The sequence below is a fragment of the Chitinophaga skermanii genome (assembly GCF_003259335.1).
GTDB classification, from domain to species: domain Bacteria; phylum Bacteroidota; class Bacteroidia; order Chitinophagales; family Chitinophagaceae; genus Chitinophaga; species Chitinophaga skermanii.
This window is the reverse complement of the sequence record NZ_QLLL01000016.1, coordinates 18,158-33,365: the sequence shown is the minus strand read 5'-3', so window position 1 is coordinate 33,365 and position 15,208 is coordinate 18,158. Positions and strand designations below refer to the sequence as shown.

Annotated in this window: 15 protein-coding genes; 7 read left to right on the top strand and 8 right to left on the bottom strand. The window is 40.8% G+C overall.

Annotated elements, in window-relative coordinates:
- Positions 1–163: 163 nt before the first annotated feature.
- Together LX64_RS25370 and LX64_RS25365 are read left to right on the top strand one after the other, a co-directional pair.
- Positions 164–433 carry an HU family DNA-binding protein gene (locus tag LX64_RS25370; protein ID WP_111600507.1) on the top strand — a complete coding sequence of 90 codons (270 nt, stop codon included), beginning with the start codon at positions 164–166 and terminating at the stop codon, positions 431–433.
- Between the two features lie 131 nt (positions 434–564).
- Positions 565–684 carry a 30S ribosomal protein THX gene (locus tag LX64_RS25365; protein WP_111600506.1) on the top strand — a complete coding sequence of 40 codons (120 nt, stop codon included), beginning with the start codon at positions 565–567 and terminating at the stop codon, positions 682–684.
- Positions 685–757: 73 nt separating this feature from the next.
- On the opposite strand, the gene pdxH is transcribed toward LX64_RS25365, so the two are convergent.
- On the bottom strand, positions 758–1,405 hold the full coding sequence (pdxH, locus tag LX64_RS25360) for a pyridoxamine 5'-phosphate oxidase (protein ID WP_111600505.1): 648 nt from the start codon (positions 1,403–1,405) through the stop codon (positions 758–760).
- A 105-nt stretch (positions 1,406–1,510) separates the two neighbouring features.
- Between pdxH and LX64_RS25355 the strand changes: the two genes are divergently transcribed.
- Entirely contained in the window at positions 1,511–2,662 is a 1,152-nt protein-coding gene (locus tag LX64_RS25355) for a DUF3298 and DUF4163 domain-containing protein (protein WP_111600504.1), read from the top strand.
- A gap of 78 nt (positions 2,663–2,740) precedes the next feature.
- Here the strand turns inward: LX64_RS25355 and pyrH are convergent, their stop codons facing one another.
- The 6 genes from pyrH to LX64_RS25325 all read right to left on the bottom strand — a co-directional run bounded on the left by pyrH (position 2,741) and on the right by LX64_RS25325 (position 7,566).
- Positions 2,741–3,454, bottom strand: a complete 714-nt coding sequence (pyrH, locus tag LX64_RS25350) for a UMP kinase (RefSeq protein ID WP_111600503.1) — start codon at positions 3,452–3,454, stop codon at positions 2,741–2,743.
- A 166-nt stretch (positions 3,455–3,620) separates the two neighbouring features.
- Entirely contained in the window at positions 3,621–4,448 is an 828-nt protein-coding gene (gene tsf / locus LX64_RS25345; protein WP_111600502.1) for a translation elongation factor Ts, read from the bottom strand.
- A 129-nt stretch (positions 4,449–4,577) separates the two neighbouring features.
- Positions 4,578–5,570, bottom strand: a complete 993-nt coding sequence (gene rpsB, locus LX64_RS25340) for a 30S ribosomal protein S2 (protein WP_111600501.1) — start codon at positions 5,568–5,570, stop codon at positions 4,578–4,580.
- An 83-nt stretch (positions 5,571–5,653) separates the two neighbouring features.
- On the bottom strand, positions 5,654–6,043 hold the full coding sequence (rpsI, locus tag LX64_RS25335) for a 30S ribosomal protein S9 (RefSeq protein ID WP_111600500.1): 390 nt from the start codon (positions 6,041–6,043) through the stop codon (positions 5,654–5,656).
- A gap of 13 nt (positions 6,044–6,056) precedes the next feature.
- Complete coding sequence (rplM, locus tag LX64_RS25330) at positions 6,057–6,500, bottom strand: 50S ribosomal protein L13 (protein ID WP_111600499.1); 444 nt, start codon at positions 6,498–6,500, stop codon at positions 6,057–6,059.
- 376 nt (positions 6,501–6,876) lie between these two features.
- Positions 6,877–7,566, bottom strand: coding sequence for a zinc metallopeptidase (locus tag LX64_RS25325; protein ID WP_111600498.1), 690 nt, complete (start codon positions 7,564–7,566; stop codon positions 6,877–6,879).
- A gap of 806 nt (positions 7,567–8,372) precedes the next feature.
- On the opposite strand from LX64_RS25325, the gene radA reads away from it, so the two are divergent.
- Complete coding sequence (radA, locus tag LX64_RS25320; RefSeq protein ID WP_111600497.1) at positions 8,373–9,749, top strand: DNA repair protein RadA; 1,377 nt, start codon at positions 8,373–8,375, stop codon at positions 9,747–9,749.
- A gap of 205 nt (positions 9,750–9,954) precedes the next feature.
- Positions 9,955–10,494: a ComF family protein gene (locus LX64_RS25315; protein WP_158538739.1), complete on the top strand. Its 540-nt coding sequence runs from the start codon at positions 9,955–9,957 to the stop codon at positions 10,492–10,494.
- A gap of 75 nt (positions 10,495–10,569) precedes the next feature.
- Here LX64_RS25315 and LX64_RS25310 read toward each other — a convergent pair whose 3' ends face one another.
- Positions 10,570–10,770 carry a hypothetical protein gene (locus LX64_RS25310; RefSeq protein WP_111600495.1) on the bottom strand — a complete coding sequence of 67 codons (201 nt, stop codon included), beginning with the start codon at positions 10,768–10,770 and terminating at the stop codon, positions 10,570–10,572.
- A gap of 578 nt (positions 10,771–11,348) precedes the next feature.
- Between LX64_RS25310 and LX64_RS25305 the strand changes: the two genes are divergently transcribed.
- On the top strand, positions 11,349–12,368 hold the full coding sequence (locus tag LX64_RS25305; protein WP_111600528.1) for a homocysteine S-methyltransferase family protein: 1,020 nt from the start codon (positions 11,349–11,351) through the stop codon (positions 12,366–12,368).
- Positions 12,369–12,441: 73 nt separating this feature from the next.
- Positions 12,442–15,150 carry a methionine synthase gene (metH, locus tag LX64_RS25300; protein ID WP_111600494.1) on the top strand — a complete coding sequence of 903 codons (2,709 nt, stop codon included), beginning with the start codon at positions 12,442–12,444 and terminating at the stop codon, positions 15,148–15,150.
- Positions 15,151–15,208: the final 58 nt, after the last annotated feature.

Genomic DNA, 15,208 nt, shown 5'->3' with positions numbered 1-15,208 from the left:
TGGAATAGGGCAAAGGGGGGGAATCAGCTAAAACCGTTACCTGTAGGGTTTTTCAGCCGATAAAAAACTTCTTAAAAAAGTTTTTAAAAATTTGGTAATCTGGTAAAACGCACTATATTTGCTCACATCAAACATTTTCTCACTAGTTAAATCTTAACTAACTATGAACAAAGCCGAATTGATCGACAAAATTGCCAAAGATGCTGGCGTTACTAAAACTCAAGCTAACGAAGCTTTAGATTCTTTTACTAAAGCAGTTGCTGACACTTTGAAAAAAGGTGGTAAAGTAACTTTAGTTGGTTTCGGTACTTTCTCTGTTTCTAAACGTGCTGCACGTAACGGTAGAAATCCCCAAACTGGCCAGATCATCAAGATCAAAGCTAAAAAAGTAGCTAAATTTAAAGCAGGTAAAGCTTTGTCTGACAAGCTTTAATCAGTTGGCAACCCAACTTATTTGAGCAAGGAACAATTTTGTTTCTTGCTTTTTTTATTTTTGCATAGTAAAGGCGTTTCTTCGGGGGCGTTTTTTATCAATATTTTTATCAATATTTAAATTCAACTACAATGGGTAGAGGTGATGTAAAAACCAAAAAAGGTAAAATCTTCGCGGGTTCTTTCGGTAAGAAAAGACCAGCTAAAGTTAAAAAGAATGTTGCTCCTAAAGCTGCTGCAGCTAAAGCATAATGCAACAAAAAAGCCGGAAAACCCAGTAGTTTCAGGATTCTCCGGCTTTATATTTTTAACAAGTACGTTTGCATCAAGGTGCTAATCGTACAATGTTCCAGTTATTAGAATTGTCTTTCGTATACTGGATCCTATCATGCAAACGGCTGCTTCTGCCTTGCCAAAACTCCATTAAGTTCGGTTGCACAATATACCCTCCCCAATTTGCCGGCCTAACGGGCGACGATTGTGTATACTGCTGTTCTACTTTTTCTACTGCTGCTTCCAAGAATTCGCGGTTCGGGATAACCTTACTTTGCGGTGATGCAATAGCGCCAATTCTGCTGCCTATTGGGCGACTATTATAATAAGTATCACTATCTGCTTCCGCAACCTTCTGCACGATGCCCTCTATGCGTACTTGGCGTTCTAGTTCGCGCCAAAAGAAAAGTAGGCATGCATGGGAATTCTGGGCTAGTTCCTGGCCTTTTTTACTGTCGTAATTCGTAAAAAACACGAATCCATTCTCATCAAAACTCTTCAATAATACAATACGTGCCGACGGCAAACCATGGGAAGTTGCAGTCGCTAAAGTCATAGCATTGGCTTCATCAACTTCACCAGTAATGGCGTCGTTCCACCATTTTTCGAATTGTTGTATAGGATGGGAGGCCACATCATGTTCGCTGAGGGCTGCCAAACGGTAGTCTTTTCTTAGGTCAGATATTGCTGGATTAATCATTGGGAGCGAGGTTTACGTTTCTCAAACAAAGGTAACCAAATTCCGTCGTATGCGTTATTAATCAACGATTAGGTATATTTGTAAACGAACCTCAACTTCTATTCTATGCAAAAACAATGGTTAATCATAGCGTGTTCCGTGGCTTTGTTCGCGTGTAATTCGAAGACGAAAAACACAGGTGCCGACTCTACGGAAGCGGCGATCACTTCGGTGGCCCTTGTGAAAGATCCTTTCTTTACAAAGCAATTGAAAGGTACGGTAGCTGATCAAGCTATCACGATGCAGATATTGAAATCTAGCGATAAGACATTTAGTGGTTACTATAGCTACGACAAAATTAAAGAACCCATTAAATTGTGGGGAGGGGTCGACTCTGCCGGGAATATCTTGTTACATGAAGAATTGATTGATGATGTAGACCAATATTTCAAGGGTAAGCTAACCGATGAAGGCACTTATGAAGGCACTTGGATTGGACCAAATAAGTCGTATCCATTTAAGTTGAAGGTAGTGAACGAAGAAAAGGTGATTTCCTTCTTAGTTACCCACATAGAGGATTCGGCGAAATTGATTGATAATATGGCGAATAGCCCTGTAGGAACTGTACGAGCAACAGTTTTATGGCCGGTTGCAGGAGCAGATGATGCCACATTAACTTGGCTGAGAAATGCGATCACGCAGTTTGATACGAAGCGTGATTTCCCGAATGCGGCTGCTTATGCTAAGAATTACACCGATTCTTTTGTAACACATTACCGGGGAGAGAATGATACTACCGGTTTCGCGGAAATTGCGGCAGAAGGAGGTGGAATGTCTTATAATTGGGATGAAGATAATACCACTGAAGTGGCTTGGAATAAATACCCCTTATTGGCATTAGAAAGGTATTTCTATGCTTATACAGGTGGCGCACATGGGAATTATGGCTCGGCATACCAAATGTTCGACCTATCGAAAAAGAAGGAATTGAAAGTAGCGGATGTGTTTAAACCTGGCTTTCAACCGGCATTGAGTGCAGCATTGGAGAAATCGTTAAGAAAGCGATATAAATTAACACCGGACCAACCGTTGAAGGATAATTTGTTGTTCGATAATAAGATCGAACCGAATGAAAACTTCTTTATTACGGATGCCGGTGTGACGTTTTCATATACCCCGTACGAGATTGCGCCATATGTTGTGGGTCAAATCTATTTATTCGTACCATTTAGCGAGATTAAGGACTGGGTGCAGCCCGAATATCTACCGAAGCAATAAACGGCCGGGATTGACCTTATTTTAATAAAAAAGCATCAGTTGTTGAACTGATGCTTTTTTTATGTGGAGGTAATTGCATTAAGCTTTTACCAATGTGCCTACGTTGCGGCCCATGATTACGTGCAAGAGGTTACCGGGGCGGTTCATATCGAACACAATGATCGGCAGGTTATTTTCTTGACATAATGTGAAGGCTGTCATATCCATCACGTTCAGTGATTGTTTGTACACTTCGTTGAATGTGATAGTTTCATATTTCACGGCGCTGCTATCTTTTTCTGGATCTGCAGTGTAGATACCATCTACGCGTGTTCCTTTTAGGATTACGTCGGCTTGGATCTCGATAGCGCGGAGGGAAGCGGCAGTATCAGTAGTGAAGTAAGGGTTACCTGTACCTGCACCGAAGATAACGACACGTCCTTTTTCCAGGTGGCGAATAGCACGGCGGCGGATGTAAGGTTCTGCTATTTGTTCCATTTTAATGGCAGATTGGAGGCGTGTATAGAGGCCCATTTTCTCGAGGCCGCTTTGCATAGCCATACCATTAATAACGGTTGCGAGCATACCCATATAATCGCCTTGTGCTCTTTCGATGCCGGTTTCGGCTTCGTTCATACCCCTGTAAATGTTGCCGCCGCCAATTACTACGGCTACTTGTACACCTAAATCCGTTATGGCTCTGATATCTTGGGCATATTGTTGAATAACCTTTGGATCAATTCCATAATTACCATCTCCCATTAATGATTCTCCGCTCAATTTGAGCAGTATACGTTTGAACTTTGGCAACATGACGCTATGATTATTGTAAGATTTGTTTTCTCGAATTCGTTAACTAATATACAAAATTATGGGGTTCATTCTACTTGTCTATAACATCTTTCATAATTTCCAGGAATTATAGACGCAAAAAAAAGGAGAGAATTTTAATTCTCTCCTTTTATATATAGAGGTTATATTAACCTAATGCAACGCGTTTGAAAGCAGTTACTTTCAAATCAGCACTAACTGATTTCAAGTGGTCGCCAACAGTTTTGTTACCGTCTTTAACGAAGGCTTGTTGCAATAAAGTGCTTTCTTTGAAGAATTTAGCAATTTTACCTGCAGCAATTTTCTCCGCCATTTCAGCTGGTTTACCTTCAGCTTTCACTTGGTCAACAGCGATTTCTTTTTCACGAGCTACTACATCAGCAGGAACGCTTTCAGCATCGATCGCGATTGGGTTCATTGCAGCGATTTGCATTGCTACGTCTTTACCAACTTCTTGATCAACTGGGTTGCTGAAACCAACCAAAACGCCCATTCTGTAGTTACCGTGGATGTAAGCAGTAACGAAAGCAGCATCTACTTTTTCGAATTTGCTTAAGTTAACTTTCTCACCGATTTTAGCAACTTGTTCGTTTACTTTGTCAGCAACTGTTGCGCCTTCCAATGGTAAAGCGTTCAATTCATCCAAAGAAGAAACACCTGAAGACAATGCTAAGTCAGTCAAAGTTTGACCGAATTTTACGAATTCTTCGTTTTTAGCAACGAAGTCAGTTTCGCAGCTCAAGCACAAGATAACGCCAGTTTTAGCGTCAGCAGTTACTTTAGCAATAACAACACCTTCTTTAGTTTCACGATCAGAACGGAGAGCGGCTACTTTTTGTCCTTTTTTACGCAAGTAGTCGATTGCTTTTTCCAAATCACCATCGCTTTCAACGAGTGCTTTTCTGCAATCCATCATACCAGCTCCTGTTTGCTGACGTAATTTATTTACGTCTGCTGCTGTAATTTGTACCGACATGGTATATAATTAGTTTTGAAATTGTAATAGATTGTGCAAAATACGTAAATAGTTAACACCGGAATGATGATCAACATCAAATCGTTGTTAACTATTACTATATAATTTAAGTAGTGTTAACCGAAAAGATTAACGGCCACCACCGCCTGGACGTTTTGGAGCGCCACCGCCAGCACCACCGAAGGTACGACGTTGACCACCGCCTTGGCCGCCACGGTTTCCACCGCCTTGACCACCACGGTTACCGCCACCTTGGCCACCACGGTTGTTACCGCCTTGACCACCACGGTTGTTGCTGTTGTTGCCACCACGACCTTGGCCACCGCCTTGTCTGCGGCCTCTTTCGCGGTCTTCACCACCTTCAGCTTCGAATTTGTTGATTTTTGATTCAGTATCATCTTCTTCAACAACGTCTTCGATTTTTTCAGTCGCTCTTTCAGATAAACCTTCTGCAATCGCAGCAGCGATGTAGTTAGTAATGATAGCGATAGATTTAGTAGCGTCGTCGTTCGCAGGGATAGCGAAATCAACTTTAGTAGGATCAGAGTTAGTATCTACCATACCGAAAGTAGAGATACCAAGACGCTTAGCTTCCGCTAAAGCGATATGCTCATGACTGATATCTACGATGAATAAAGCAGCTGGAACACGAGCCAATTGAGCGATACCGCCCAATACTTTTTCCATTTTCTCTTTATCACGAGTTAAAGTCAAACGTTCTTTCTTAGTGATGTTGTCAAAAGTACCGTCAGCCAACATTTTCTCGATGCTCTGCATTTTCTTAACAGACTTACGGATAGTAGCGAAGTTTGTCAACATACCACCTAACCATCTTTCAGTAACGAAAGGCATGTTTACGCGTTTAGCTGCTTCAGCTACGATTTCTTTTGCTTGTTTTTTAGTTGCAACGAACATGATCTTTTTACCGCTTTTTGCGATAGATTTAAGAGCAGCAGCTGCATCTTGTAAACCCTCAACAGTTTTGTTAAGGTCTATAATGTGAATACCTTTCTTTTCTGCGAAAATATAAGGCAGCATTTTTGGATTCCACTTTTTCTTCAAGTGGCCAAAGTGAACACCGGCTTCCAGTAATTGCTGCTGTAATGAGGTATTATTTTCCATGTTATTTTTCGAAATTAAAATATCAGTAATAATTGGTGATAAAGACGGGGCGAAATGCCCACGTCAAGATCTGAGCTACAAGATTAACGTTTAGAGAACTGGAAGCTTCTTCTAGCTTTAGCTTTACCTGGTTTCTTACGTTCAACACCTCTAGGATCACGCGTCATGAAGCCGGCAGCTTTCAATGCTGGACGGAATTCAGGATTGATTTCGCATAAGCCACGAGCGATACCTAATTTAATAGCCTCAGCTTGACCTTTAATACCACCACCTTGAGCAGTAATTTTCACGTCGAATTTATCCAACGCGTCAATTGTTTTTAAAGGAGCCTCTACTTGGTTTTGCAAGTAAACGAGGGGGAAATATGTTTTATAATCTTTGTCGTTGATGGTAATAACACCAGTACCTTTGCTCATGTAAACACGTGCAACTGCTTCTTTACGACGGCCGATAGTATTTTTTTGTTTTTCCATGAATTAGAAAAAATTAGAAAGTTAATGACTGTGGTTTTTGAGCTGCATGTGGATGTTCTGCACCAGCGTATACAAATAATTTTTTGTACATAGCACGGCCCAAACGGTTTTTAGGCAACATACCTTTTATCGCTCTTTCAATTACCACCTCTGGACGGCGACGGATCAAATCTTTTGCGATTTCCGCTTTCTGACCACCAGGATAACCAGAATACGTTTGGTATTCTTTGTCATTCATTTTATTACCAGTTAAAACGATTTTTTCAGCGTTAATAACGATAATGTAATCTCCACAGTCAGTATGAGGAGTATAGTAAGGCTTATTTTTACCTCTTAGGATGGCCGCGATTTTAGCGGACATTCTGCCTAACGTCAAATTGGTAGCATCAACGATGTACCAATCGCGCTTTACTGTAGCTTCGTTAGCAGATTTTGTTCTGAAACTTAAAGTATTCATTTGCTTAATAGAATATTTTTTAACCTCTTATTTGGGAGTGCAAAGCTAAACTATAGGGAAATAATAACCATGAGTTTTAGACGCTTTTTTTAAGGGTGCTTTTGTAATGAATTGATTTTCAATAAAAAATTTGTACAAATGTTATTAACATAGCCTGGAAAGCCCTCTGAAAAACACTTTTTTTTACCCCATATTACGGAAAATCGCCAGGGGAGCCAGGTCCCGGGCGTTCTCATATTACAAAAAATCGCCACAAAGCTTGTTTTTCCATTCCCAATTCAATAAGCGATTCAAGGCCAATTATTTAAAATGGTATCCAATAAAAAAGCCCCCAACGGGAGCTTTTTACAATATGCTGAAAATCAACTATTAGACCTTAATCTCTACGGCTTGCGCCTAGGTAAATCATAATATACTGAATCAAAATCGCTAACGACGATACTGCCGCTACTACATAGGTCATAGCTGCCCACCATAGTGCGTCTTTCGCTTGCTCATGTTCCTGGCGGTTCAATGTGTTTGTATTATTTAACCAAGCCAAGGCCCTGTTTGAAGCATCGAACTCTACCGGCAAGGTAACTACCGAGAAAAGGGTTGTAATAGCAAAAAGGATAATACCGCCCAGTAATAAAGCCGGGAATACCTTAATGGCCAAAATACCGATGATGAGTACTATTTGCACGATGCTAGAACTTACCTGCACAACGGGTACCATTTTACTTCGGAAATTCAGCCAACGGTACTGTGTAGCGTGTTGAACGGCGTGGCCGCACTCGTGGGCCGCTACCGCTGCCGCCGAAACAGTCGCATTGTTATACACATCCGGGCTTAAATTCACTGTTTTATTGGAAGGATCGTAGTGATCCGATAAAAAACCTTCAGAAATACGTACTTGTACGTCATAGATACCGTTGTCACGGAGCATTTTTTCGGCAATTTCACGGCCCGTTAAGCCTTCTACCAACGGAACCTGGTTGTACTGGTTAAATTTCGACTTTAATCGCCAACTAACCAGCATACTAATACCTACAAAAATGAGGGAAATAATCATTACGCTAGGAGTCATATCATATAGTTTGATGGTTTAAAATAAGAACAAATTGCCTTCCAAACCCTAAAAAGGGGGCGATTTTAACAAAATATGAGGGAAATTGACCGGTTTTAACTGCTTTAAGAGCAATTTTAACGGAGAATAAATTTAATGCTGACATTTTGGCGTATTTCAACTTTTTTTAGCCCAGTTTTAGCCTGAATCCAAACATTGTTTTAATACATAATATGATAATACATTCATATATGATAGTTAATCTTACTTCTCTTAGCTATCAATAATTTAGGTGTTTTTATATGGAATATTATTGAATTCAAAATGGCTAGTACAGGGCTTTCTAGCGTATTGGCAGTATTAAGCAGAAACACTTTAAAAGTTATTCACATCTTTCAAATAAGTTTTTTTATTCTATTCCCATTTAGTAATTTAGTCCTGAATTTAATGGGTTAGTAAGTAGAAAGAGTCACCGGGTTTACCCGTTGGCTCTTTTCTCATTTTAGGAATTTCTACTCTTTTTATTGCTCCAACTTTTTTGTGCTTCTTTTCTTAAAAAAAATCTTTTCCTTTTTTGCTAATAAATTGATTGATCAATTTTTATGTTAATGATGTATTGAATTTTGATCCGCATTTTTTCAATTTACTGCATTGTTACTTCACGAATCATTATGAACGATGTATTATGATGATGATAAAAAAACTGACAAAATTGTACTTAATTTTTAAAACGCATTTTTTTAGATAGTTGTTGTGTAATAAACTTTTCTCTTGATGATTTTTTAGATGCAGTTACACGAATAAAATTTATCGCCTAATTTTATCAAATGGCTAAAATTAAATCGGCTTTCTTTTGTCAAGAGTGTGGATATGAATCTCCAAAATGGGCAGGCAAATGTCCTTCTTGCGGAACATGGAATTCATTCGTTGAAGAGAAAGTACAAAAAGATATCCCATCACGCCATAACGTCGATTGGCGCAGTGATGCATCTCCTTTGCGAACAAGTAAAATTGTAAACTTGGAAGATGTAGAAGGTGCTGAAGAAAAACGTTGGCTAACACCCGATGCAGAACTTAACCGCGTTCTTGGCGGTGGTATCGTAGCGGGTTCATTAGTACTCGTTGGTGGCGAACCAGGTATTGGAAAATCCACCTTGTTTTTACAAAATGCTTTGCTGCTCAATAATGTAAAAACACTTTACATCAGCGGAGAAGAAAGTGAACAACAAATTAAGATGCGCGCAGATCGTTTGAAAATTAAGAACGACCAGTTTTATTTGTTGACAGAAACATCTACGCAAAGCATTTTCCAGGAAATTAAAAAGCTGCAACCTCAATTGGTGATTGTCGATTCTATTCAAACGTTACAATCACCATTAATTGAATCAGCTCCGGGCAGTGTTTCACAAATTAGGGAAACTACAGCCGAATTGCAGCGCTTCGCTAAAGAATCACAAACACCGGTTTTCTTGATTGGTCATATTACCAAGGATGGCTCTATTGCCGGTCCAAAAGTACTAGAGCATATGGTAGATACCGTTTTACAATTCGAGGGTGATCAGCATTATGCTTACCGTATCTTGCGCACAATTAAAAACCGTTTCGGCTCAACAGCAGAATTGGGGATTTATGAAATGACCGGGAATGGGCTACGTCAAGTTAGCAATCCTTCTGAAATCCTTATTTCACAAAGGGAAGATATGTTAAGCGGGGTATCTATCGCGGCAACTATCGAAGGTATGCGCCCTATGCTAATCGAGGTGCAAGCTTTGGTTACGCAATCGGTGTATGGCACGCCCCAACGAACGGCTACTGGGTTTGATCTACGAAGGCTACAATTGTTGCTTGCCGTTTTAGAGAAACGTGGCGGCTTCCATTTCGGGGTGAAGGATGTGTTTTTGAATATTGCAGGTGGTATCAGGGTAGAAGATCCTTCGATTGATTTGGCAGTGTTGTGTGCACTTTTATCGTCATACGAGGATATTGGTATTGCTAATAAGATTTGTTTTGCCGGCGAAGTTGGGTTGAGTGGTGAGATTCGTGCTGTGAATAGAATTGATCAACGTATTGCAGAGGCCGAGAAATTGGGATTTGATAAGATTATTATATCGAAATACAATAAGAAGGGCTTAGATCTAAATAAGTTCAAAATTGAAGTGTTAGCGGTTGGACGAGTGGAAGAAGTATACCGCATATTGTTTTAAGAAATTATTACGCATAGCAGCTAATAAGGTTGCTATGCGACTTAAAAACCCCCATTGTATGTTAACATCCTTGTTAAGGCTGTTTTACCCGCATTGCTGCGATGCATGTGGGCACAGCTTATCTCCCAAAGAACAAGTTCTTTGCTTGCGCTGTAGCTTAAAACTGCCTTACACCAATTTCCAAAGTATTGAAGAAAACCCCGTCATGCGAATATTCTATGGAAGGCTCAAACTCCACGCCGCCATGTCGACCTACTATTTCAAAAAACAGTCGATGCTTCAACATCTTATTCATCAATTCAAATACAACGATCGAAAAGATATTGCCCTGTATTTTGGCTATCAAATGGGACTGCTACTTTCCAAAGAAAAACATTGGCAGCCCATCGATGTAATTGTTCCCGTTCCTTTACATCCCAGTAAGCTGAAACTTCGAGGCTATAATCAAGCCGCACAATTAGCAGAAGGTATCAGTAAAGTTCTAGGAAAGCCGGTACTGGCAAAAGTTTTACAACGTAATTCGTTTACTCTTACACAAACGCATAAATCCCGGTCAGACCGCTGGGAAAACGTATCGAAAGTATTCGCTGTTCGGGATGTGAATGCAATTAAAGGGAAACATGTATTATTGATCGACGATGTAATTACAACAGGAGCAACTTTGGAGGCTTGCGGGTTAGCTTTGTTACAGCAAGGGGCCAGCTTATTAAGCATCGCAAGTTTAGCCTATACAACAGCGAGGTAAGGACAAAAAAATACAGGTGCTTGAGAGCACCTGTCTACGGTAACTATTCCACGTTATGAATACGCAATTGTTGCATTATAACTTCGTCGATTCGCGGTCATGCCGCTTGTTCGATTTAATATCTTGAAGTAGTTCTTTCGTTCTACTGATTTCGTATTTATTGATGAAGCAAACTTTGAAAGTTCCGTCTGCGTATGCATTTTCAACTAAAACTCTTTTTAAACCCAGCTTTTCGCAATCTGCTGTCAGCTGGTGCAGGTATTCCTGAATGGTCATGATGGTTGGTTTTTGAATATACGATCCGGTGAATAACACCGCGCCATGTTACGAGTGAATTTTGCCTTGTAAGGGCACTATAAGCAGGAGCGGGTAAAAGATTATTAACAGTCACATGCAGCACACATTCGCATTCGCATTGTAGTTGAGCAACTACAGCAAATGTTTCGCTTCTCGTGTGAGAAGTACTTATTGTTGGTTTCGAATGTAAGCAGGGTAAGCATTGTACTTATTTTTAACCTATTGTTATCGTTGGTTGTATACAACCTATGCTAGTCATATCCTTATTGAATACCCTACAAATATAATAGACTTTATAGAGTAAAACAAAAATATTTATAAGAAATTTTTTTCTTTAGGAGAAGATTCTTTGCAAATATACTGATCGTCAGTACTTTAAGTATCAGTTATTATTTGAAATGTTTGTGAAATTTTGCCGATTGTCATGTAGTTGTACCCTTATTTCTCTTCTTTCTTTTTGATAGGGGAGTTTGCTATCTTTGCATCGCCTAAGGTGGATTTGTTTATTGTTCGACCAAGGGCTTCATCTTAAACAGCAACTAATAAACGTTCCAATCATGAAATCGATCTACGATTGCGCGAAAGAGCGCATATTAATTATTGATGGTGCTATGGGCACCATGATCCAGCGTCATAAACTACAAGAAGCTGATTACCGCGGTCAACGTTTTGCCAACCATCATATTGAACTCAAAGGAAATAGCGATGTTCTGTGCCTTACGCAACCCGGCATTATTCAATCCATTCACCGCGAATACTTAGAAGCTGGCGCCGATATTATCGAAACCAATACCTTCTCTAGTACTTCCATTGCGCAAGCCGATTACGATTTGCAAGCGCTCGCGTTTGAATTGAATGTTGCTGCCGCTAAGTTGGCTAAAGAAGTGACAAACGAATTCACTGCGAAGAACCCCGGTAAGCCTAGATTCGTGGCCGGGGCGATTGGACCGTTAAACAAAACCTTATCAATTTCACCAGATGTTAATAACCCGGGCTTCCGCTCTGTATACTTCGACGAAGTTGTCGAATCATATATAGAACAAGTACGTGGTTTGCACGAAGGTGGTGTTGATCTATTATTAATCGAAACAATTTTCGATACGCTGAACTGCAAAGCAGCGATCTATGCCATTAAAACTTACTTCCAAAGTATCGGCCAACCAACCTTGCCGATTATGATCTCCGGTACAATTACCGATGCTTCAGGAAGAACATTAAGCGGCCAAACATTAGAAGCATTCTACATCTCCGTAATGCATGCCAAACCATTCTCCATCGGTTTGAACTGTGCATTGGGGGGCGAACAAATGCGTCCGTACATCGAAGAATTATCACAAATCGCCAGCTGCTACGTTAGTTGCTACCCGAACGCCGGCTTGCCGAATGCTTTCGGTGAGTACGACGAAGAACCAGCAGACACGGCACACATTATTGCCGATTTCGCAAAATCGGGATTTGTGAACATCGTCGGCGGATGCTGTGGTACCACGCCTGCACATATTCAACATATGGCGGAACATGTGAAATCCATTCAACCACGACCACTACCTGTTGTTGAAACTTCTTTGGCTCTTTAATTATTCACGTAAAAGATCGCATCCTGGGAAGCTGGTACTGCCAATGTGCAGCAGCTATTAAGGAATATATACAATGAATACTACAAAAACCATTCTTCCATATTTAAGATTAAGCGGACTGGAACCACTTGTTGTGCGCCCAGAAACAAACTTTATCAACGTCGGGGAACGTACAAACGTAACCGGTTCGAAAAAGTTCGCCCGCCTCGTACGCGAAGGTCTCTACGAAGAAGCATTATCAGTTGCCCGCCAACAAGTAGAAAGCGGCGCCCAAGTGCTCGACGTAAATATGGACGATGCATTGCTTGATGGCGAAAAAGCCATGACCACCTTCTTAAATCTCTTAGCTTCTGAACCTGATATCTCCAAAATCCCGGTGATGATCGATTCCAGTAAGTTTAGCATTATTGAAGCTGGCCTGAAATGTATCCAAGGTAAGTGTATTGTAAACTCAATCTCTCTTAAAGAAGGTGAAGCCAAGTTCATCGAACAAGCTACGATCTGTGCTAAATATGGTGCAGCTGTAGTGGTGATGGCTTTTGATGAGAACGGCCAGGCCGATACGCTTGAAAAACGTGTTCAATTCAGTCATCGTGCTTATAAAATATTAACTGAGCAAGTAGGCTTCGATCCACAGGATATCATTTTTGATCCGAATATCTTCGCGATCGCAACAGGTATCGAAGAGCATAATAATTATGCGGTGGAATTTATCGAGGCTACCCGCCAGATAAAAGAACTCATGCCATTAACAAAAGTAAGTGGTGGTGTGAGTAATATTTCATTCTCGTTCCGTGGTAACGACGTGGTACGTGAAGCGATGCACTCTGTATTCCTTTACCATGCTATTAAAGCAGGTATGGATATGGGTATCGTGAACGCAGGTATGATCCAAATTTTGGATGAAATTGATCCTACGCTCCGTGAACTCTGTGAAGACGCCGTGTTAAACCGCCGCGAAGATGCTACCGAAAGATTGATTGCTTATGCTGAAACCGTTAAGGCCAAAGGAAAAGTAATCGAGAAAGATGAATCTTGGCGTCTTAACTCCGTAGAGCAACGGTTAAGCCACGCTTTGGTGAACGGTATTACCGATTATATTGAAGCAGATACAGAGGAAGCACGTTTGAAATACCCGCGTCCTTTGGATGTAATCGAAGGTCCTTTGATGGATGGTATGAATATCGTCGGCGATTTATTCGGAGCCGGTAAAATGTTCTTGCCGCAAGTTGTAAAAAGTGCCCGCGTAATGAAAAAGTCCGTGGCTGTACTTACACCTTTCATTGAAGAGGAAAAGGCTAGAATGGTTGCCGAGAATGGCGGTGAAATAAAATCTGCCGGTAAAATCTTGCTCGCCACTGTAAAAGGTGATGTGCATGATATCGGTAAAAACATTGTGGGCGTAGTGTTAGGTTGTAATGGTTACGAAATTATCGACCTTGGTGTGATGGTGCCTGCGGAAAAAATCTTGCAAGCTGCCCGTGAACATGATGTAGACATTATTGGATTGAGCGGTCTTATTACACCAAGCTTAGACGAAATGGTACACGTTGCCCGCGAATTGAAACGCCAAAACTTCAATATACCATTATTAATAGGTGGTGCCACTACTTCTCGTACACATACAGCGGTAAAAATTGCGCCGGAGTACGAAAATGGTGTAGTACACGTACTCGATGCTTCAAGAAGTGTAACCGTTACCGGTAACTTATTGAATAAAGCTTTGAAGAAGAACTTTTTAACGGACGTGCAAGAAGAATACGTTAAACTGAACGAAAACTTCCGCAATAAACGTCCAGTGAAGCAATATTTGCCAATTGAAGATGCGCGTAAAGTAACAGCAGGTATCGATTGGAACGAATTTGTACCTGTAGTACCTAAGAAATTAGGATTAACTGTTTTTGAAGATTACGACCTGGGGGAAATTGCCCAATATATCGACTGGCAGCCGTTCTTCATCGCATGGGAATTGCATGGCAAGTTCCCAGCCATCTTAACTGACGAAATCGTTGGTAAAGAAGCTACCAAGTTATACGAAGACGCGAAAGTGATGTTGGCGCAATTGATCAAGGAGAAATGGCTACAAGCGAAAGCGGTTATTGGTATTTTCCCGGCGAATGAAATTGGAAAAGATAGTGTGGCTGTGAAGGATTTGAATGGTAATGATGTGGATTTACACTTCTTACGCCAGCAAATCAAGAAAGCGCCTGGCCAACCGAATTTTTGCTTAGCGGATTTTATTGCACCTAAATCCTCCAACAAGCAAGATTATATCGGTGGTTTTGCTGTAACAGCGGGTATCGGCATCGAGAAATGGTTGGAGAAATTTGAAAAAGAACACGACGATTATAGTAGCATTATGCTTAAAGCTTTAGCAGATCGCTTTGCAGAAGCCTTCGCAGAATTAATGCACGAACGTGTAAGGAAGGAGTTTTGGGGCTACGCTTCAGAAGAACATCTATCTAACGAACAATTGATCAAAGAAGAATACCAAGGTATTCGCCCTGCACCAGGCTACCCGGCTTGCCCAGAGCACACTGAAAAATATAAGCTCTTCGATTTACTCGATGCTACCAATAACACCGGTATTACACTCACCGAATCGTTAGCGATGTACCCGGCCAGTAGCGTAAGCGGTTGGTATTTTGCTAACCCGCAGTCGAAGTACTTCGGTATTGGTAAAATTGAAAAAGACCAAGTGATCGACTACGCCGAACGAAAAGGCTGGACCGTTGAAGAAGCCGAAAAATGGCTTCGCCCGAATTTAGAATATGATATCTAATCTCATATAAAAAGGTCTCTACCAAATAGAGACCTTTTTTATTTGCAGTACGCATAAT